The organism is Bacillus sp. AFS002410 (assembly GCF_002556365.1).
Lineage (GTDB): Bacteria > Bacillota > Bacilli > Bacillales > Bacillaceae_G > Gottfriedia.
The window spans coordinates 48,146-70,841 of record NZ_NUEU01000029.1 but is presented as its reverse complement, the minus strand read 5'-3'; the positions used below and the strand labels follow the sequence as shown (position 1 = coordinate 70,841).

Sequence of the window (22,696 nt, the reverse complement as noted above, 5' to 3'; positions counted from 1 at the left end):
AAATACATCCCCTATAATGTGCTCCATAAGTATAAAATCACCCAACAATTACCAAAATAAATAAAAAACAAATATAAGGGTGATTATTTTGAGTATCGAATTTCAGGTTGGAAAAGACTACGAAAACGGTTCAATAAAAGATGTTTTACATGATTTAGGTTTCCAAGAGAATGGAAGGGAATTTAGTAAAGACGGAAAGAGATATAGATATGAAGGCTGCGATAAGTTCCAGAGCTATGTATTTTCAGTGACAATGAATCAACTAAATTAAATGATCTAGTAAAAGCCCCTTCTGAATTCTGAAGGGGCTTTATTCATGTACTTATAAAGTTGCGCAAATTCCTCCCATTTCCTCTGTCAAAATCAGTCGAAAACTATCTTTTGTCTTCTAATCCATTGATTTAATCACAATAAAATAACCCGGTTGACCGTAATGTGAATTTTCTGAATAATTATTTGTGTAGGCTGTTTTTAGTCGAAAAAAGCTAAATTATGGGGGAAGAAGATGAAAATAAGTTTAAACAAAAAAAGTTTGCTAAAGGGGATAACAATCGTTGCATTATCATCGAGTGTGATTTTGACATCATTTGGCAATGTAGGTCACGCCACAAAAGCTGTTAGTTACTCGAAAGTAGAAGACATGCTTGCAAATTTAACACCGGAGCAAAGATTAGCATTAAATGAGTTAAAAACAAATGAGTCAAAAGGTCTGCAAATTTCGTCAGATGTAGATTTAAAGTCGAATGAACAAACAAACGTAATCGTTGAGTTTGCTAATGAACCAGCGAAGATTGCACAAATTGAAGCAAGTATTGAAGGAAAACAGCTTTCTGAAACTGAAGCTTCTAAACTAGTAGATGAGAACCATGAGGATTTCCAGGCAGATGTAGGTAAAGTTTTAGTTGATGAAAAAAGATCAAAAGTAAACTTTAAAATTAATCGTTCATATAAACATGCGTTTAATGGCGTGGCGATGAGTCTACCAGCGAATCAAATTAAGAATCTATTAAAATCAAAAGCTGTTAAAACGATTTGGAGCAATGAAAAGGTCTCGATTGATCCACCTAAACAAACAGAAAATAATAACCAGTTAAAAGCTGATGAGTTTGATGTCGCTAATTATTCGCCATATGACGGTTTAGACCGTTTACACATTGAAGGCTATACGGGAAAAGGAATCAAAATTGGAATACTAGATACAGGGATTGATTATAACCATCCAGATTTAAAGGATGCTTATAAAGGCGGATATGATTTTGTAGACAATGATAATGATCCGATGGAGACAACATATGCAGATTGGAAAAAATCGGGGAAACAAGAAATTGTTAACTCAAGTACATATTATACAGAACACGGGACGCATGTTGCCGGAATCATCGGCGGTCGAGGAGTGGCTGATAGTGAATATAAAACGGTAGGTGCAGCTCCAGAAGCAGATATCTATTCTTATAGAGTACTAGGGCCGTATGGTAGTGGGACGACTGCTAATATTATTGCTGCATTAGACAAAGCTGTAGCGGATGGTATGGATGTCATTAATATGTCTTTAGGTGCATCTTTGAATGATCCTCTTTATGCTACATCAGTGGCAGTTAACAATGCAGTATTAAGTGGTGTAACAACTGTTGTAGCTGCAGGTAATAGTGGTGATCAAATGTATACTTTAGGTTCTCCAGGTGCTGCAGCGTTAGCATTAACTGTTGGTGCTTCATCAGCTGCCATTAATATGTATCAATTTATTGGATTACAAAATGGCAAAAATTATGCTGTAAGAGAAATGGCAAGAAATTATACGGATGACTTACCATCTTTAAAAGGCAAGACATATAAATTAGTTGATGTTGGGCTTGGTAAAGCAGCAGATTATAACGGAAAAGATGTAAACGGCAAAATTGCGTTTATTTCTCGTGGAGACACTGTATTCGTAGATAAAATTAAGTTGGCAAAAAGTAAGGGCGCGCTTGGCGTTATTATTTATAACAATGAAGTAAATAAAGCAGAAGGACTTATTCAAGGATATTTGGGAGAGTCGATGAACTCAATTCCTAGTTTCTCAGTTTCATATGAGGACGGTTTGGCAATCTTAGCAGCAATGAAAGCGGGAGATACTGATTTTACATTTGGTAATTTTACAAAAATAAAGACGCCAGATGATGAATTAGCAGTATTTAGTTCAAGAGGTCCTTCAAGAGTAAATTATGATATTAAACCAGAGATTACTGGGCCAGGAGTTGCTGTCCTTTCAACCGTTCCATTTTATATTAATAACAAAACAGGTGATGGAACAAAACCGGATGATTATAAAATAGCATATGAACGTTTATCTGGTACATCTATGGCAACTCCATATATTGCAGGAGTTTCTGCGTTATTACTGCAATCGAATAAAGATTTACAACCAGCAGATATAAAATCAATCTTAATGAATACGGCAGATCCATTATCAAAAGATTACAGTGTTTATGAGATTGGTAGTGGAAGGGTAGATGCTTATGAAGCAATTCACTCAAATGTTGAACTTAGTGTTGTAGATAAAACGCCAACATTAATTAACGGAAAAGAAAAATCAATTAGTGAGTTAACGGGTGCAATGAGTTTCGGTTCGATTAGCTTTAATGAGAAGGATCAAACGTTAACACGTAATATTACATTGAAAAATAGAAGTGAAAAATCGAAAACATTTAGCATTGAAGCCAAATTTAACACAGGACTTAGAGATTCAAAAGATGCATCAAAAAATAATGTGACGATTTCAGGGCCAACTTCAGTCAAAATAAATGGCATTAGCTCAAAATCAATAAAATTGAATTTAAACATCCCAAAAACTGCAGAAAAAGGAAATTACGAAGGCTATATCGTTTTTACAAATAATGCGGATCCAACTGAACAATACCAAATTCCATTTGGCGTTCATTATGTAGAAGAAGGCTTTAATTCAATGGCGACTTACAACAAGATGATGACTTCTGACTATAATATTTATTATCCTTTATTAAATTCTGCAACTGGTGTTGTTTTTAATGCAAGATCAAGTATGGAAACAATTGATTTTGTTTTGCTCGACGGTGAAACAGATAAAGAGATTGGCTATTTAGGAGCATTAAATACAACTCAGTACAATGAAAACACAGATTATTATATTGATGGAGCATTTACTGAATATTATTTACCGTTCACCGGAAATCCAAAGCAACCTATTTCATCGACAAAAGTAAAAATACCGTATGGCCCAGGTCATTATAAAGTTAAAATAATTGGTACAAATCGAGAAGGTAAAACATTTACGATGGAAGACCATTCAATGATTGATATTACAGGTCCTAAATTTACAACAGATTTAGAAGAAGGTGTTATTGAGTACAAGCCTGGTACGACTTCTTATCCAATTAATGGTAGAGTATTTGATAAAACACAGGATGACTATAGAAAGCAAGGCATTTCAATTGATCAATCTGGCAATTTTGTATTGGAAAAAAATAATAGTTCAATTTTTACAAATGCGTTTTATGCTGATGCGGACGGTAACTTCTCGTACAATATTCCAATTACTGCAAAAAGTTTCAATATTGAACTAGGAGGATATAATTCAGCGGCGAACGGTGACCGATATAAATACTATACATTTATTCAAGAAGGCACACCAATTGTATATGGAAGTGTTGATCAAAAAATTGTCAATCAAGGTGAAAATGTTAAATTAACTTTAACAGCTAGTAATCTAACAGATGTGAAAAAACTAGCGACTAGCTTTGGCTTTACGAATAGTCAACTACAGATTGTAGATGTAAAACTGAATCCGGCAATCGAAAAATTTGGAACTGCTAAGCTTACAACCACTACAGTGCCATCAGGTTCTTATACAAATTTGAATGTAAATGTAGATATGATTGATGGAAAAGTTACAGGTAATGTACCGTTTGCAGAAGTAACATTAAATGTAAAAAATGATTCATATAATATATTATCAACTTTCAGAACACCTACAGCATCATACGTAAATGATATGAGCCAAACGATTTCGATGTTTTCAGCGATTACGCCAATTTGGAGCAAACCGACCAATTCGAAAATTACTGGAGGTATTGGAATTCCAGAATCATTGAAAAGAGAAGGTAGGGAAACTTGGAGAGTAGATCCTTCAAAAATTGGTGCAGTTCTTTCTGTAAAAGACCAAAGTGGAACTACTTATCCAGGGGTAATTTCTTCATCTGGCTCACCAACGGTTGAAAAACTACCCGTTACAATGGAAGAGATGAGAGCTGCACTTGATATACCTGGTCATTTTACAATGTATGTACCATTCCATGTAGGCTTTATAAATGATGAAGGTGCGAAAGCAGCACACTGGAATCCAGAGATAAACTTTAGTACTCCAATCGCAGGAGACGTAAACAAAGACAATGTAATCGACATAATGGATGCACTATATGTCGAAACATACTGGGGTACGAATAAACGAAGCGCAGACATTAATTTTGATAATATCGTTGATGCAAGGGACTTTGCTTTCTTTGAGAAAAATTACTTAATGCAAAATCCAACGGTTGAGGATGCGCCAAAACCAGTTAAAAAATATAAAGGTAAAACAATTGATGAGATTAAGGTAGAGTTAGGGATTAATTAAATAGTTATATAAGTCAAACCCTTCTAGTAGATAGTAACAGTAGTCTGCTAGAAGGATTTTTATATTTATAAAACATTAAAGTGAATAAAATGTAGACATGCTAAATAGAATGAATTAAAGAACTGGTCCTAAGAAAGGTTTTAATAGTAGGACTAGTTCTTTTTACTAAAATTCGTTGTTCTATACAAGTAGGAGGAGCAATTATGAACTTTACAGATTATTTGATAAATGTAAAAAAACTGAACGAAGTAAAAGCTAGTCAATATAATCATAGACTTTCAACTTTAAAAAAATATAGAATCTATAATAATGAAAAAGTTTTAAGTATTCACATGTTAAAAAGGATTAAGAGCCTTTCTAAGGATACGACTAAACATTATTTAAGAACAATCAATTATCATATAGAATTTTTAAACGATTCATACAGATGACTTATTTTAACGACAGAAATATGTTTGAAAGGACACTCTAAAGGACAAAATCCTGATAGATTGTCTTTTTTTATTAAACAGTTCTTGAAGGGGATGTAGTAAATATGAAGAAGTTTTATAGAGGAAGTATTTTATTTATAGCAATGCTTTTTATTATGAGCGCATGTAATGGAAATACAATGAATACTACAAAAAATAATGATGAGATAAAGGTGGAGAATGAAACAATGAACCCTTCTTTTTATGTTGATCCATCAATTGATTTTTCAACAAACGAAATGACTTCAATTATTATTGAATTTAAAACAAAACCTGCAGCTGTAGCAGTGAAAGTAGCAGAGGCAGCGGGAGAGCAACTTACTTTAGAAGAAGCGACAAAACAAGTGGAAGAGAGTCACGCAAAATTTCAAGAGGAATTAAAAACGCTCTTAGAGGATCAACAGGTACCATATAAGATTAGGCATGTTTATAAGACTGCACTTAATGGTGTATCTATGGAAATACCAGGAAAAGATATTAAGCGATTATCTCAATCAACTGTAATTGCAAGAATTTATCCAAATAAAAAAGTGCATATTATGCCTCCAGTTACACCATTTAATCAGAAGTAAATCAAATAGGGAGAGGATTTTTATAAAAGAGAGGATAGTTGGACAAAATGGTCCTTTAGTTTCTGAGATTGGTCTCGGCTGTATGGGAATGTCTTGGCTTTACGGGGAAACTGATCGTAATGAGAGTATAGCGACAATTCAAGAAGCACTAGAGAGTGGAATAACACTTCTTGATACAGGAGATTTTTACGGTAATGGTCATAATGAAGTATTAATTAGAGAAGCTCTTCGAGGGTTTCGTAGAGAAAATATGTTTATATCAGTAAAGTTTGATAGTAAACATCGCTCACCTGGTGACAAATTTGGAGTAGAAGATAACAGACCAGAAGCGATTAAAGATTTTCTTAAATATACCTTGCAACGGCTTGGTACGGACTATATAGATTTATATCAACCTGCAAGGATCGATCCATCTATCCCAATTGAAGAAACGATTGGAGCAATTAGTGATTTAGTAAAAGAAGGCTATGTACGCCATATAGGTCTATCTGAAGTAGGGGCTAAAACAATACGCCGTGCACACGCGATTCATCCACTAAGCTGGGTACAGTCCGAATACTCGTTATTTAATCGGGAAATCGAGTTAGAAATTTTACCTACTATACGAGAATTGGGAATAACATTATCTGCTTATGGAGTACTCTCAAGAGGGTTATTAAGTGGAGCATGGACAAAAGATCGTATATTCAGTTCAAATGATAAGAGAATGAAAGCTCCTAGATTCACAAACGAAAATCTAGAAAAGAACTTAATGCTTGTTGAAGCCTTACGAGAAATCGCACTTGAGAAACACATACCTGTTTCCCAGCTTGCAATAGGGTGGGTCCTTTCCAAACAAGAAAACGTTATACCTCTAGTTGGTGCTAGAAAAAGAACTCAGCTCCGAGAAATGTTAGGCGTGGATAATCTAGATTTAAGTCCAGAAGATTTAGTACGGATTGAAAATGCTGTACCGCAGGAGAGTGTTGCTGGGGAGTATTATGCTGTCCCACGTAAAAAATGGTTTTTATAAATTCTTTTGGACTATACCTTGTGTGTAGTCTCTTTTTTATAGGTTCGATTTTTTATTCAACTAATGCAGGGTTCATGAGTAAGTAAAAGGGCAGAAATCAGTAAAATAGTTACTCATAGAGGGTTCATGAATAAGTAAAAGGGCAGAAATCTGCAGAAGTGTTACTCATAGAGGGTTCATGAGTAAGTAAAAGGGCAGAAATCTGAAAAATAGTTACTCATAGAGGGTTCATGGGTAAGTAAAAGGGCAGAAAACTACAAAAGTGTTACTCATAAAGGGTTCATGAGTAAGTAAAAGGGCAGAAATCTGAAAAATAGTTACTCATAGAAGGTTCATGAGTAAGTAAGAAGGTAGAAATCCACAAAAGTGTTACTCATAGAGGGTTCATGAGTAAGTAAAAGAGCACAAAATCAGAAAAAATGTACCTCATACGGCTTTCATGTTTCAAATTTTTTAACTTTTTAGACTGAAAAATTAAAAAATTTGAAATGTGAATTGTTTTTATTCTACAAAATCAAAATAAATTTGCTATTATAGTAAAAAAAGTAAGAAGTGAAGGTGAAAGGCGATGGAGATTCATTTAGTTGCAAAAGATGAGTTAGAGGCTTCGGGGATTCGGTGGGTCGTGGAATCGCACTTTACTGGTATTAACCTTGTTTTATGGAAAACAATGGTGGAATTTGAAAATGCAATTCAAAAGCAACAGCCAGACCTTGTTATATTTGATATGGACAATTGGAAAAATGAGAGTGAAAGATTTGGTGATTTAATTCAAAAGTTTTCAATTCGTTGGTTAGGTATTTCATCTGAGCGAATCTTCCAAACGGCGTATCTTGCATTACAATATCGAGCGGAGGATGTATTATTTCGACCATTTTCTCCTACCGATTTAATTAAGCATATTCAGCAGTTACGTTATCAAATTCGTAATAAAGAGCGATATTTTAATATAAAAAATAGTGAAGAAATCAACTCATTTAACATAGATTATCCTGATCTTTTTTTGAATGAACGTAAGTATGATGGTCCGATTACGATGGTTGCCTTTTTGACACCAAATTCAGGGACACTTCCGCTTGTGTATACAGCATTGGAACGAAATCCTTTTACTGGGAATAATCGTTTATTCGTATTATCTGATTTCATACTATGTGTTCACGAAGTAGATGAAGAAGTGTTATTGCAGGATGAATATAATGCATTTCTTTCTCGATGGAAGGAAATGATGGACGAGCCACTTTCAATCGTCATGAAAGTCGGTGCGCCAGAAGAAACATTAAAAGATATTTATGAACAAACACTTCAGCTTACACGGAGAATCTTCTTTGAAGGTTACGATATTATTTTGGCTGAAAATGAACCAATGCCATATCAAGAAAAGGATCCATTCTTAACACCTTTAGAGCAACGTCATTGGATTGAAATGCTGGAAAAAAGAGATGCAAAAGCAATTCGGGATTGGATGGAACAGGAATTTTTAACTTTTGAACAGCCTTATCCAGATCCAGAAATTGTTCGAATAAGATTAACAAGCGTACTTGCACAAATTAGGAGATATATGAAATCGAATAATCTTCAAAATGTATCATGGGAAGGGATCTATTATGATATTTTCCAAAAAATTGTGCATGGACCAATTATTTATCGAATTGTTCAAGAATTACTAGATTTTACTACAAATCTATTAGTGCATGGAAATGATTTTTCCCAAGAGGGTCATCGTACATTAGTGGAAAAAACAAGGGAGCTAATTGAATCGAATTATTGGAATGCAAGTTGGAGTCTAACTGACTGCGCAGAAGCACTTAGAATCAATAAAAGTACTCTTAGCCGCCGATTCGCAGCTGAATCAAATCATTCATTCAGGGATACGCTTCACGAAGTACGAATTAGGGAAGCTAAACGATTATTAGATGAAACAGACCTGCCATTAGATGAAATATCAAGATTAATTGGATATTCTCATCAATCATATTTTAATGCGAAATTTAAACAGCTTGAAGGATGTACTCCTTTAGTTTATCGATCTGGTTTATAGGATTAAAGCAAGTCTTTTATTAGAAGAAGTAAGGAGAATACGCTTGATTGTTATAGTATTTCTTTTAGGAAAACTGTAATCAATTACCATCAAACGATATTAAAAAATAAAGGAGAGCTTATGGAACTTAAAGAAGTAACTTATGAATATATAGTAGAACTTTATGAGGAAGCCAATGCTTTATTTGAAGCAAAAGATATTGATGGTACCATTAAAAAATTGAAAGAGGCGTTAGAATTAATACCTGAGCCTAAATTTACATGGGAAGCTAGTACTAGGGTTCTAACATCAATCGGAGATGTTTATTTTTATTTAAACGATTATTCCCAAGCAAAGAATTATTTTTATGATGCATTTAATTGTCCTGGAGGCATGAACAATCCATATATTCTATTGAGATTAGGACAGGTCTTATTTGAAACAAATGATGTAGAAAAAGCAAAAGAATGTTTATTGAGAGCATATTTGCTAAAGGCTGGGGAGATTTTTAAAGAGGAAGATCCAAAATACTTAAAACTAATACTTTCGTTGATATAAGAGAAAGAGCACCTATTGACTGTGAAATCGGATCTATGAGTTAATAGAAATAAATTGACTTGTCAAAAAACGAAAGGGGATGCAGCAATGATCGAAATGAAAAATTTATTACTAGTCGGAGAACAAGATGGAGTAAAAGGAGATTTTAATACTTTAATTTCAATGATGAATTATGTAAGGTATACAACTTTAGAAGCCATCAAAGATATTACAGTGGAAGAGTTAGATTATTTGCACTCTCCAACAGGTAATACAATTGGGATGCTATTAACTCATATGGCAGGGGTTGAGTATTGGTATCAACTTAATACATTTGAAAATCGTGATTTGAATTCAGAAGAAGAAGCAAAATGGTTACCTGGTTTAGATTTAGATGAAGGAGCTAGAGAAAGTATTAAAGGTAAAGATGTAAACTATTATATAAATCTTTTAGATGAGATTCGAGAAGATACATATGAAAAATTTAATACACTTTCAGATGAGTGGTTATATGAAAAATCAGATTTTGGAAGATCACAAGCTACTAACTACTATAAATGGTTTCATGTATTTGAGGACGAAATCAATCATCGTGGCCAAATAAGAATGATTCGTAAATTATATAAGAATGCTTAAAAATAGCCTGTATCGACGGTTTGAAATGAATCGCTGATGCAGGTTTTTAAATTAAGGAAGTATAAAAATATTGAGGCGTAGATGATAGGTGTAGTTAGAAACTTTACAAATTAAGGAGTATAGTTAAATAAGAAAAAGGACATCTCGGTCTCTATATTGAAAACAGTAAGTGTAAAAATTTTAAAGGCGGTGTAAAGTGATGAACAGTAATCCTATTGTGAAAGAATACTCTAATGATTATCAAGCTCAAGTAGTAGATTTAATTCTTGCTATTCAACAACAAGAATACAATATTAAAATCACCAGAGATGACCAGCCTGATTTGTTTACGATCGAAGAGTTTTATCAGAATGGAAACGGGAACTTTTGGATGGCTCTATACGGTGATAAAGTAGTTGGTACTATTAGTCTTTTAGACATAGGGAATCAAGAAGTTGCGTTAAGAAAGATGTTTGTAGACAAAGAATATAGAGGTGCAAAATATAAAACTGCCAGTCTCTTATTAAATAATGCTATTAAATGGGCAGAAGAAAAATCAATAAAAGCCATTTATCTTGGGACAACTCCTCAATTTTTAGCTGCTCATAGATTTTATGAAAAAAATGGATTTACAAGTATAGAACATACAGATTTGCCTGAGAATTTTCCAGTTATGAAGGTTGATAAAAAATTCTATAAGTATTTAGTTGAATAGATATAAATGGAAACTGAAAATTTTAGACTGAATCGATCATATTAACAATGAATTTTATAATTGCTTTGTTCCTAAAGGTTGTCTAATGAGGCAGCCTCTTTTTTAGTTTAAAAATCAAATAGAGCCAATTAATTAATCGATTTTGAGATAGTTTATAAAAATAAAAATGAAAGATAAGTAAAATGGAATAAATTATAAAATTATCATTATTTTATAATTAGATTTCGGAAAATTCGTGTTAGACTGAAAACATCACATCTAGGGGGTAATTAATGATGAATACGGTTACACAAGATAAAGTTGTTCGATATAGAGGTACAGAATTAAATACAAAAGGTTGGCAACAAGAAGCAGTTCTTCGTATGTTAATGAATAATTTAGATCCAGATGTAGCAGAGCGTCCAGAAGATCTTGTTGTATATGGTGGAATTGGTAAAGCAGCTCGTAACTGGGAATGCTTTGATGCAATTGTTGAGTCATTAAAGAATTTAGAACATGATGAAACATTATTAGTTCAATCTGGTAAACCAGTAGCAATTTTCAAATCGCATACTGATGCACCACGTGTATTAATTGCAAACTCAAATCTTGTTCCTGCTTTTGCAAACTGGGATACATTCCACGAATTAGATAAAAAAGGTTTAATGATGTACGGTCAAATGACAGCAGGTAGCTGGATTTATATCGGTTCTCAAGGTATTGTTCAAGGTACTTATGAAACATTTGCTGAATTAGCAAAACAACATTTCAACGGTACACTTGCAGGTACAATTACAGTTACTGCTGGTCTTGGTGGAATGGGTGGAGCTCAACCACTTGCTGTAACAATGAATGGTGGAGTTTGTATCGGTATCGATGTAGATGAAACAAGAATCGACCGTCGTATTGAAACTAGATATACAGATGTAAAAACAGATTCATTAGATGAGGCAATTCGTCTTGCTGAAGAAGCGAAAAAAGAAGGTAAAGCATTATCAATTGGTCTAATTGGAAATGCATCTGATATTTTACCAGAAATGATCGCTAGAAACTTTATTCCAGAAGTATTAACTGACCAAACATCAGCACACGATCCATTAAACGGTTATACTCCATCTGGAATGTCTTTAGAAGAAGCTGCAGAATTAAGAGCTTCAAACCCAGAATTATATGTTGCTCGCTCAAAAGCTTCAATGGCAACACATGTAAAAGCAATGCTTGAAATGATGGAAAAAGGATCTGTGACATTTGACTATGGTAATAACATCCGTCAAGTTGCAAAAGATGAAGGCGTAGAAAATGCATTTGATTTCCCAGGATTCGTTCCAGCTTATATCCGTCCACAATTCTGTGAAGGTAAAGGACCTTTCCGTTGGGTAGCATTATCAGGTGATCCTGAGGATATTTACAAAACTGACCAAGCTATTTTACGTGAATTTGCTGATAATGAGCATTTATGTAACTGGATTCGTATGGCACAAGAAAAAATTGAATTCCAAGGCTTACCTTCTCGTATTTGCTGGTTAGGTTACGGCGAGCGCGCTCGTTTCGGTAAAATTTTAAATGACATGGTTGCAAGCGGTGAATTAAAAGCGCCAATCGTAATTGGACGTGACCACTTAGATTCAGGTTCTGTAGCATCTCCAAACCGTGAAACTGAAAGCATGAAGGATGGATCAGATGCAGTAGCTGACTGGCCAATCTTAAATGCAATGATTAATGCTGTTGGTGGAGCTACTTGGGTTTCTGTTCACCACGGTGGTGGAGTAGGAATGGGTTACTCATTACACGCTGGTGTAGTAATCGTTGCAGATGGTACAAAAGAAGCAGAAGCACGTATTGAGCGCGTATTAACAACTGATCCTGGAATGGGTGTAGTTCGTCATGCTGATGCAGGTTACGAGTTAGCTAAACAAACTGCTCGTGAAAGAGGAGTAAACATTCCAATGCTTGATAAAGGAACTGATAAGTAATGACAAAACCAATTTGGATTAAAAATGCAGCTCAATTAGCAACACTTGCTTCAGAAGTGAAAGGTCCTCGCGCAAAGGAAGCAATGTCAGTTCTTGGTTTAATAGAAGATGGCAGCTTGTGGATTGAAGATGGAGTAATCCAAGCTGTTGGTACAACAAATGAAATTCAAGATCGCTATGCAGAAAGAATTCAAGAAGCCGAAGTAGTTGATGCATCAAACCATCTTGTTACTCCTGGTCTAGTGGATCCACATACACATGTTGTGTATGGTGGAAGCCGCGAGCGTGAATTTGAAATGCGTCTTGAAGGTGCAACATATATGGATATTATGAATGAGGGTGGCGGAATTCATGCCACTGCTCGCATGACTCGTGAAGCGACTGAAGAAGAATTAATGGAACAAACGATGCGTCGTCTAGATTCATTCATCGCACACGGTGTAACAACTGTTGAAAGTAAGAGCGGTTATGGTATGGATTTAGAAACCGAAATGAAACAGTTACGAGTAATGAAAAAATTAAAAGATAAGCATGCAGTTGAATTAGTTCCTACTTTTATGGGTGCTCATGCAGTTCCAAAAGAGTTTAAAGGAAGAGAAGACGAGTTTGTTGATCATTTAATTAATGACATGCTACCAATTATTGCTGAAGAAAAACTTGCAGAATTTAATGACGTTTTCTGTGAAAAAGGTGTATTTACACCAGAACAATCAGAGCGAATTTTAGAAGCAGGTAAACAATATGATCTAATTCCAAAAATCCATGCAGATGAAATTGAACCGTATGGCGGAGCGGAATTAGCAGCTAAAGTTGGCGCAATCTCAGCAGAACATTTATTAAAAGCATCTGATGAAGGTATTTCAGCAATGGCTAAATCAGGAACAATTGCCTGCCTTCTTCCAGCAACTGCACTTTATTTACGCGAAGATGCTGCAAAAGGTAGAAAAATGATTGATGAAGGTGTAGCTGTAGCAATTTCAACTGATTGCAATCCAGGTTCTTCACCAACAACTTCAATGCCACTTGTAATGAACTTAGCTTGTATTTCAATGAGACTGACTCCGGCAGAAAGCTTAACAGCAGCTACTTACAATGCTGCATGTGCAATTAATCGTCAAGACCAAATCGGCTCACTTGAAGTTGGAAAACAAGCAGATATCGTATTATGGAATGTTAAAAACTATCAAGAATTACAATACTTATTTGGCGTTAACCATGTCAAATCTGTTTGGAAAAAAGGTATAAAAGTACAATAAGTTCATCAAAAAAGAGGAATTGCTTAGGCAATTTCTCTTTTTTATTTGGTGTCATAAAAAAGAAAATTAGAGATCAATTAACGATTCAAGATTTGAAAGTGACAAGCATTATGGATTAGATGAGTATCAGACTGAATATTTTTCCACATATTGGTATTGGAAATCCAACTAATATAAAGAACTTTATGTTCTAACAATTATTAAAAATTATTAAAATAGTAATACCTTAAAAATAGGGGGGATTATCTTTGAAAAAAAGAAGACGAAATACGCCATATTTTACGTTTTTGGCTTGGGCATCTTTCTCTATTTTTAGTATTTTAACGTTTATTGGACTTTATCATTTAGAAGAACCATTGTATGTAAAAGGTTATTATTTAATGGGAGCTCTCGGTATTATTGTATCTTCATTTATGGTCGCAAAAGTTACGCGTGATAACCAAGAAGATCTAGAAGACGAGCAATTTGATGAACTTAAAAAGGGGAAAAATGATAAATTAGAAAGTTAATAGATAAAACTTTAGTCGCTAATGCGGCTATTTTTTGTTTAGGTAAAGAGTTCTGTTTTTCCACCTCAACTATTTTTCCGATTCTTCATAAGTCTAGAAGGGTTAACCAGACAAATCTAGAATTATTTAAACGAGGTTACGAGTTGGATAGGGGTGATTGAAAATGGATGGAAATACCGAAGTGGGACCCCAAATAGCGACAGAGAAAATAAATAGTATAAGTTGGAAACAAATACTATTCTTCACACTAATATTTGCCTTTGAGATTTTTATTTTTTATGTAGTTCCAAAGCAATCGTCTAATGTCATTATTTATTCTTATCTTAACAGTGCATTATTGCTTTTTTTGTTTTTTAGTATAGTAATCACATTGTTTCCTAAAATTCGAATCTACTGTTTCCAATCAATTAATTTGAAACCATTAAGACAGCTTTCAAGTTACATATCTATTGCAATTCTTTTGATGATTACCGTTTTCTTATCCTATATTTTAAGTAAAATCCAAGTGATAAACTATATTAGTGGAGATATAAAAATTATTCCGCGTAGTATTTCAAATATAATAATATACGGCATAAATATCTCAATATTTGCACCGATTTGGGAAGAACTTTATTTTCGAGGAATCCTATTTCAAAAACTTACACAGAAGTTTCCACTGATTTTTAGTGCTATTCTATCATCTGTAATCTTTTCTTTAGTCCATACTAATACAACAATTGCTCATCATATAACTATTTTCATCATCGGAATATTCTTAGCTTTATTATATAAACGAACGGGTTCACTTGCTGTTCCAATCTTATTGCATAGTCTTATTAACATTGTTTCGATATTTTACTAAAAGTTGAGGAGGAGTAAAACAATGAATAAACCACAATTTGTTTATGTTACATACATTGCAACTACGCCTGGAAAATTATGGGAAGCATTAACCAATACTCAATTTACCGAAAAATACTTTTTTGGAACTGCAATCGAATCTGATTGGCAAGTGGGATCAACTGTTTCATATTTACGAAATGGAGAAGTCACAGATTACGGAACGATTTTAAAATGTGAACCAAATCGTTTACTTTCATTTACATGGAATCATACAAATGATCCGACAAATCGTAAAGAACCTTCAATCGTCACATTTGCGCTGACAGATTTAGAGGAGACAGTCAGATTAACCCTTAAGCATGAAAATATTGAGCCAACTGATTTAGTAGATCGTGAGGATACTTTTGAAGGATTAAACAATGGTTGGCCAGCAATTATAAGCAACTTAAAAAGCTTACTTGAAACAGGAAAAACATTACCACCAATTTCGATTTAGCAAAGATATATTTGATTGAAAAGAGCCATTTTTTATTTGGCTCTTTTTTGTTGTTTTTTTCTAAGTTACCTTAATTATTTATTTGATATTTTACTTATATCGTATTATAAGATATAATCGTATTATACGATATATAAGGAGAATCAAGATGGATAAAGAAATTAAACAATTGAATCAATTATGGACCGATATATACTATCTTTTACGATACAAGCATAAAGAAAACATTACTCACCAAAGCGTTAGGATTTTACAAATTATTGATAAAGAAGATGAAGTTGGGATAAAGGACATAGCTGAAGGGATTCAAGTCTCTCACAATACAGCATCAGAGCATGTTAAACGTTTACTTGAAAAAGAATATGTTTATAAAACTCCAAGTGAGAATGATCAGAGAAAAGTCATTTTAAAGCTTACTGATTTTGGAAAAGAAGTATTGTTACAAAATTCAAGTTTAAACGAAGAAAAACTTCAACAGCTTTTATTTGAACAGATGACTGACCAAGAAAGAGAAACGATTTTAGCAGCTTTTAATTTGATGAAAGAGAGAGCTCAAAATGTACACGATTATTAAAATAATTACTTCAGCCATGATCATTGGAGTTATAACTGAAATAGCACGTCGATTTCCTACACAAGGAGGTCTGATTGCAGCATTGCCTATCGTTAGCCTTTTAAGCTTAATTTGGCTTAATGTTCAAGGTGAACAGGTGCAAACATTAAGTAAATTTACCTATGGAGTCGTTTTGGGGATTCCAGGTACAGTCATTATGTTGCTCATTATTGGTGTAGCGCTTCAGCATTCTATGCATTTGGTTGCTTCAATTGGGCTTGGAATTGCAGGATGGGTAGTCTATATTTTTGCGCAAGATTTAGTGGTGAAGCATTTATTTTGAACTAGTTTAAAATTAAATAAGGTTGATTCCAAAACGACTGTATGAGAACAGTCGTTTTTATTTTTGATTATGCTTTTTGTCACATGCTTGTCTTAGATTAGTTCATAAGTCACCTTGACAGTTTTTCGTTAGAGTTTTCTAATTAATATAATAGTATTTTAAAATTAAGGGAGAAACGATAGATTTTCTAAATAATCTAAAGAAAGTAGGTGTGGAAGCTGAATTTAAAGTTGTGCCATAAAATTATGGATCGTATGCAAGAACAAAGCATGAATCTAACTCAACTCGCGAAAAATTCTAGTATTCATTTGACTGAAATTAGCCGTATTATCAATCATAAACAAGCCCTTTCTTTACGTAATTTAGATGCTATTACTACTGCCCTCGGTCTGAAGGAAGATTGCTTCTATTTAAATTATATTGAAGAATGTTTTAATGAAAATGGGATTTTAGATAAACGAAGAAGTATGGAATTTTTATATAAATGTGCAGTGCTTGGTTGTAATGAAGAACTTAAAATGTTTTTTAATAAAGTCTTAGATGAAAGTGCAAAAGCGATTCTTAAGAAGAATTTAAATATTATTTTTTTAGTTGCTGAAAAGCTTTTTGAAGAGAATAATCAGTGGCAAGCATTACCGCTATATGAGTGTATCATTGAAAGCATGCCTGAACATAAATCTCTACAGTTAGCAAAAAGCTACTATCGTAAATATTACATAGTCAGGTTGACCGAAAAGGGCCACGAAGCCGAGGTTCATGTCTTGAGATATTTACCTAAATTGACTAATGAGTTACAACTGTCTACTTATTTATGGATTATGGCAACAAGCTATATACGCCAGAATTGGAAAAAGGTAATGTATTATGCAAAGAAAATAGAGAAATTAGCAGTTGACGGAGAATTTTATGGAAGGGCACTCCTTTATCAAGGATTTGCATTACTTCGATTAGGTGGAACATTAGAAGAAATATTATGTATCATAGACCGTTATTCAAAAGTAAATGAATTTTATAAGGAGTTAGCTGTTGGAAATAGATATGTCGCTTACTTGGAATTTGAACAATATGAATATGTAGATGGGTACCTCGAATGGTTGGAAGATAGAGATGATAAGTTTGTTGGATTACCAAAAGTTTTAGAAGTATATGCAAAGCTTGGACGGATCAATGATTTTGAGAGTTTGTTAAATCGATATCTTCATATTTTTGAGGAAGTAGCTTTAAGTAAGGAACCATATAGAAATCAAATTCACTTAAAATTCCGATATTCCCATGCTTTATATCAGTGCGCTAGAAATAAAATTACAGAAGGTATACATGAAATTTTAGATGTCGCCATAACAGCAATCGAACTACGAATATCAAAAGAATATGCTAAATGTCTTATGATTTTTTGGAAACATAGACAAAAAATTAACGCTGATCATGAACGAAAATATACGCAAATACTTAGTAGATAATTGGTTAAATCACATAAATTAGGAATAACCACGAGGGTTTATTGTCCTTGTGGTTATTTTTGTGCTTTTTTTCTTGAATTGGTTTCGTATTCTTCTTTTTTGTGGTCGTAATACGGGGGACATCAACGAGGAAAAGTAATATATCAACAATTATTAGCAGTATATCAACAAAAAGTAGTGATATATCAATAAAAATCAGCAATATATCAACAAAGTTCACCGTTTTATCAATAAAGTACACAAAGTGTTCGGCTTTTCCATTAAGCTAGGCTGCAAAACTCAATGCACAGCTACCATGAAAAAGAGGCGACTAGGTTTACGCACAAAAACCCACGCTTTATGAACAAACCCCCCTACTTTACGCACAAATATCACAACTTTACGAACAAAGTTCACTTAGTGTTCGCATTCATAACAGCCCCTCAATAGAACATCAGACACCATAATCCCCCAAAAACATAAACTTCCCAAAAATAACATCTTTATAAATTTGACAGAATTTTCAAAACAATAAAATTCCATAAAGCCTTTTTATAATAAACCCGTAGGACTATCTAATTGAAGGGGAGAGAAAGATGAGAAAAAAGATTACAAAACGTATTACTCCGTTGACGCTAAGTATGGGGCTAGTTTGCAGTACATTTGTACCGATATCTGCTGTTTCATATGTACACGCTCAAACTAGTTCATCAATTGAGCAAGTACTATCGAAGCTTACTCCGGCTCAAAGACAAGCTTTAAAACAACTTCAAACAAGTGATCAAACTGGATTACAAATTTCATCGGATGTCAATCTAGACACCGATAAACAAATCTCTGTCATCGTTGAGTTTAAGACGAAACCATCCAAGATTGCGATGCTTGAGTCACAGCTTCAAGGTGAAAGTTTATCTTCATCAAGTGCAGATCAATTAGTTGAGGTTTCACATGACAATTTTAAACAAGATGCAAGTAAGATGTTAAAGAAATATAAAATTAAACGTTCATACAAAACAGCCTTTAATGGTGTTTCGATGACACTTCCGGCGAATCAAGTTAAATCATTATTAAAATCAGATACCGTTAAAGCAGTTTGGAGCGACAGTGAAGTACATATAGATCCGCCTGTAGAAATGAAATCAAATAGTACAAATGGATCATCCAATACTGATGCAAAATTGCCAAGTAGTATGCCATTTTTAGGAATTGATAAGCTTCACGATGAAGGATACACAGGTAAAGGAGTTAAGGTAGGCATAATTGATACAGGTATTGACTATAATCATCCCGATTTAAAAGATGCCTATAAAGGTGGATACGATTTTGTAGATAATGATTCTGATCCAATGGAGACTTCGTACGATGATTGGGTGAAGGCTGGGAAACCAGCGGCAAATGGTAGTAATACTTATTACACTGAACATGGGACACATGTGTCGGGGACAATTGCGGCAACAGGAAAAAACAATTCTCCAAATGCGCTAGTAGGAGTTGCGCCTGACGCGGACTTATATATGTATCGAGCTTTAGGTCCATATGGCTCAGGAACATTGGATGCAATAATGGCCGGGATTGATAAGGCCGTTCAAGATGGAATGGATGTCATAAATTTATCACTTGGAACAAATTACAATGACCCTCTTTTTGTGACAAGTGTTGCGATTAACAATGCGGTACTTCAAGGTGTGACGGCAGTTGTAGCGGCAGGAAATGCTGGTAGTAATTCATATACTGTTGGTTCACCAGGGGCAGCGGCACTAGCTTTAACAGTCGGGGCAAGCGATGTTCCGACAACTGTATTGCAACCAAAAGGAACACTTCATTCGAATACGGGAGATTTACCTGCTTCAATGATGGAGATTAATGCTGAGGATTTTGATCATCCTATTTCTGATTTTAAAGGACAAACATTACCAATTGTTGATGTAGGTAAAGGTCTTGATGCAGATTTTACAAATAAAAATGTATCTGGAAAGATTGTCCTTACGAATATTTATTATGCAAATGTAAGTACAAAAATTGCAACAGCAAAAAAATATGGTGCAAAAGCTGTTATTCTTTATGATCCTGACCAAACGTATACCGCTTTAGGTTCATTAGGTAAAAATCCTAATTATCTTCCTACCTTCTTCATACCAAAACAGGAAGGGAATGCAATTTATAATCAAGTAAAACAAGGAGAGGCAACATTCACTTTTGATGATGTAAAAGAGGTAGTTTCATCAGACGGTGATCATTTAGCAGCTTTCAGTTCAAGAGGTCCAACAAAAGTAACATATGATATTAAACCGGAAATAACTGCACCAGGTGTACAAATCCTTTCAACAGTACCATCGTATATTAACGGTCCGAATTATATTGGGAACTATAACTATGCATATCAACAGCTTTCAGGAACATCAATGGCGACACCACATGTTGCTGGTATTGCAGCTTTATTACTTCAAAAAAATCCGAACTACACACCAGCTGATATCAAATCAATTTTAATGAATACTGCTGACCCACTAAAAGATGCATACAGTGTTTATGAAGTGGGAGCAGGTCGAGTTGATCCTTATGAGGCGATTCATTCTGATGTTGAAGTTCAAGTTTCAGATGAAACACCTACGATTAAAAACGGTAAGGAAAAGCAAATAAAAGAAAAAACAGGGGCGATTAGCTTCGGTACTATGGCACCTAATGGTCAAAATGTAGGAGATAAACGAACTCTTACAATCTTTAACAATAGCAAACAAGCTAAAACGTTTAATGTAAAGGTAGAGTTTCAAACAAATCGACGAGGATCTTTAGATGCAGATGCAAATGGAGTAGGAATTGTAACGGATAAAACAATCAAAGTAAATTCCGCTTCTAAAAAGCAGTCCGTTGTATCTATTTTTATTCCAAAAACTGCTTCTCTAGGAACTTATGAAGGGTATATTACCTACACGAATCAATCGAATCCAGATGAAACCTATCAAATACCTTTCGCAGTTCGACTAGTTGAAAAAGGAATCAACGGAATGATCGTGTCACCAAATGACTTTACAACAGAGACTGATAGTTTCCATTTGGCACTAAATAATAGTGCGAGCCTTATGTTCGAGTTTAAATCTCATATGAGATATGTTGATCTTATTTTAGAAGATGCAAAAACAAATAAGGAATTAGGATATATAGGTACAGTAGACGGTATACCTTTAATGGATAACGTAACATACTACTTACAAAAGGCATTTAATGGATCATACTACCCGCTTACTGGTGATGATAAAAATCCGATTGCAGATGAATCTGTCATAGCACCACAAGGAGCATATAAAATTAAATTAGTTTCAACTGAAGATGATGGAACTACTTACGTAAAAGAACAACCAGTCTATATTGATAATGAGAAGCCTACTGTCAATATGGATAAGCCAGATGGTGTTTATGAATACGAGCCAGGACAACAGACATTCCAACTAAAAGGATCAATCTTTGATGGCGAGATTGCTGACATGAACGCAAACGGTATGAATTATACTCAGGCTTCTAATAGGCTGATGTACAGCTATAATGGTGGAACTAATAAAGCAATGCCAGTAGCTGAAGATGGATCTTTCACTATCGATGTTCCTATGCTAGAATCTAATCCTTTGTTAATGGTGCAAATGTATGGACTAGATGCAGCAACAAACAAAGATTACCGTAGTGCTAAACAATTCTTCTTTGCGAAAAAAGGAACGCCTTATGCAATATCGATGCCGGATAAAAAAGATGTCAAAATGGGTGAAACATTTAAATTTACATTGTCTATGAATAATGTAAAAAATCTACATCAAGCTGACCTGGCTTTTAAATATTTAAAAACTTATTTTGATTTAGTTGATGTTAAGCCAAATCCAGAAGCAAGTAAATATGGAGATATAAAAATTAATCAAGAAATATCAGATAGCGGTACTTTAAGAAACATGAAAATCTCTGCCACTTTACCAGAACAAACAAATGTGTCGGGCAATATTCCATTAGTGGATATTACGTTAAAGGTTCGAGATGATAAATTCATTAAAGAGCCTACTACACTTGTTTATACAAGTACATCGTATACAGATTCATCTAACAATGTAACTCAATTACAATGTGCAGGTTTCAATGTTTCGATGAGTCCGACTTATTCTGAAACGTTTGGTGATGTGAAGGCAGAAGGTTTAATGAAAAACGGAGCGGTATACTTCGGGATTGATCATACTTTAGTTGGAGGAACAGTTAAAGCAGTTGATGAGAATGGAGTCGCTTATAGCGGTGTAATTTCAAAGGCACCATCGTTTACTCTATCAAAACTACCAATTACAAATAAGCCATTAACATTCATCATGGACATCCCTGGTCACTTTACAGTAAGAAAACCGTTAATAATTAGTGATAACGACAATGGTAGTTTAATAGGACAACGTATGTTAACGACTTATAATACCGCAATTGCAGGCGACGTTAATAAAGACGATGCGATTGATATACTTGATGCACTTTATATTCAAACATATTGGGGATCAACTAAACGCGAAGCTGACATTAACTTTGACGGAAAAGTTGATGCACGAGACATGGCTTTTGTAGAGAAAAATTATTTAATGAAAAATCCAACTTCTACAAATGCACCTACTCCTAAAAAGAACTATAAAGGTCAAAATTTAGAAAGTGTGCTAAAAGCACTTAATATCCAGTAATAAAATAGCAATCTTTGAATGATGGTTCGAATCAAATCTACTTACTTAAAAGGAAAAAAGGAGAAAG

General features: G+C 34.1%; 18 protein-coding genes. All 18 read left to right on the top strand.

Annotated features, from left to right (window positions below; translation table 11 throughout):
• The first annotated feature begins 88 nt into the window (after window positions 1-88).
• The 18 genes from CN692_RS17085 to CN692_RS17000 all read left to right on the top strand — a co-directional run bounded on the left by CN692_RS17085 (window position 89) and on the right by CN692_RS17000 (window position 22,629).
• Window positions 89-271 (top strand): hypothetical protein, encoded by a 183-nt coding sequence (locus CN692_RS17085; protein WP_098120373.1) that lies wholly within the window; start codon window positions 89-91, stop codon window positions 269-271.
• Window positions 272-505: 234 nt separating this feature from the next.
• Complete coding sequence (locus CN692_RS17080; RefSeq protein WP_098120372.1) at window positions 506-4,627, top strand: S8 family serine peptidase; 4,122 nt, start codon at window positions 506-508, stop codon at window positions 4,625-4,627.
• 203 nt (window positions 4,628-4,830) lie between these two features.
• Window positions 4,831-5,058 (top strand): hypothetical protein, encoded by a 228-nt coding sequence (locus tag CN692_RS17075; RefSeq protein ID WP_098120371.1) that lies wholly within the window; start codon window positions 4,831-4,833, stop codon window positions 5,056-5,058.
• Between the two features lie 104 nt (window positions 5,059-5,162).
• Window positions 5,163-5,669: a protease inhibitor I9 family protein gene (locus CN692_RS17070; RefSeq protein WP_257131572.1), complete on the top strand. Its 507-nt coding sequence runs from the start codon at window positions 5,163-5,165 to the stop codon at window positions 5,667-5,669.
• Window positions 5,670-5,685: 16 nt separating this feature from the next.
• A complete protein-coding gene (locus tag CN692_RS17065; protein WP_098120384.1) occupies window positions 5,686-6,681 on the top strand; it encodes an aldo/keto reductase in 996 nt (331 codons plus the stop codon).
• Window positions 6,682-7,249: 568 nt separating this feature from the next.
• Entirely contained in the window at window positions 7,250-8,719 is a 1,470-nt protein-coding gene (locus CN692_RS17060; protein ID WP_098120370.1) for a response regulator transcription factor, read from the top strand.
• Between the two features lie 120 nt (window positions 8,720-8,839).
• Window positions 8,840-9,256, top strand: a complete 417-nt coding sequence (locus tag CN692_RS17055) for a tetratricopeptide repeat protein (RefSeq protein ID WP_098120369.1) — start codon at window positions 8,840-8,842, stop codon at window positions 9,254-9,256.
• A gap of 96 nt (window positions 9,257-9,352) precedes the next feature.
• Window positions 9,353-9,871: a DinB family protein gene (locus tag CN692_RS17050; RefSeq protein ID WP_098120383.1), complete on the top strand. Its 519-nt coding sequence runs from the start codon at window positions 9,353-9,355 to the stop codon at window positions 9,869-9,871.
• A 199-nt stretch (window positions 9,872-10,070) separates the two neighbouring features.
• Window positions 10,071-10,565 carry a GNAT family N-acetyltransferase gene (locus tag CN692_RS17045; RefSeq protein WP_098120368.1) on the top strand — a complete coding sequence of 165 codons (495 nt, stop codon included), beginning with the start codon at window positions 10,071-10,073 and terminating at the stop codon, window positions 10,563-10,565.
• 275 nt (window positions 10,566-10,840) lie between these two features.
• Complete coding sequence (hutU, locus tag CN692_RS17040) at window positions 10,841-12,517, top strand: urocanate hydratase (RefSeq protein ID WP_098120382.1); 1,677 nt, start codon at window positions 10,841-10,843, stop codon at window positions 12,515-12,517.
• Window positions 12,517-13,773, top strand: coding sequence for an imidazolonepropionase (hutI, locus tag CN692_RS17035; protein WP_098120367.1), 1,257 nt, complete (start codon window positions 12,517-12,519; stop codon window positions 13,771-13,773). Before hutU ends, hutI begins: the two co-directional genes overlap by 1 nt.
• Window positions 13,774-14,021: 248 nt before the next feature.
• Complete coding sequence (locus CN692_RS17030) at window positions 14,022-14,282, top strand: YiaA/YiaB family inner membrane protein (RefSeq protein ID WP_098120366.1); 261 nt, start codon at window positions 14,022-14,024, stop codon at window positions 14,280-14,282.
• A 163-nt stretch (window positions 14,283-14,445) separates the two neighbouring features.
• Complete coding sequence (locus tag CN692_RS17025) at window positions 14,446-15,126, top strand: CPBP family intramembrane glutamic endopeptidase (protein ID WP_098120365.1); 681 nt, start codon at window positions 14,446-14,448, stop codon at window positions 15,124-15,126.
• Between the two features lie 21 nt (window positions 15,127-15,147).
• Complete coding sequence (locus CN692_RS17020) at window positions 15,148-15,603, top strand: SRPBCC family protein (RefSeq protein ID WP_098120364.1); 456 nt, start codon at window positions 15,148-15,150, stop codon at window positions 15,601-15,603.
• A gap of 148 nt (window positions 15,604-15,751) precedes the next feature.
• Window positions 15,752-16,177, top strand: coding sequence for a MarR family winged helix-turn-helix transcriptional regulator (locus tag CN692_RS17015; protein ID WP_098120363.1), 426 nt, complete (start codon window positions 15,752-15,754; stop codon window positions 16,175-16,177).
• Entirely contained in the window at window positions 16,161-16,499 is a 339-nt protein-coding gene (locus tag CN692_RS17010) for a DUF3147 family protein (RefSeq protein ID WP_098120362.1), read from the top strand. The genes CN692_RS17015 and CN692_RS17010 overlap by 17 nt, the downstream gene beginning before the upstream one ends.
• A gap of 245 nt (window positions 16,500-16,744) precedes the next feature.
• Window positions 16,745-17,959 carry a helix-turn-helix domain-containing protein gene (locus CN692_RS17005; RefSeq protein ID WP_098120361.1) on the top strand — a complete coding sequence of 405 codons (1,215 nt, stop codon included), beginning with the start codon at window positions 16,745-16,747 and terminating at the stop codon, window positions 17,957-17,959.
• A 575-nt stretch (window positions 17,960-18,534) separates the two neighbouring features.
• Window positions 18,535-22,629, top strand: a complete 4,095-nt coding sequence (locus CN692_RS17000) for a S8 family serine peptidase (RefSeq protein WP_098120360.1) — start codon at window positions 18,535-18,537, stop codon at window positions 22,627-22,629.
• Window positions 22,630-22,696 lie beyond the last annotated feature (67 nt).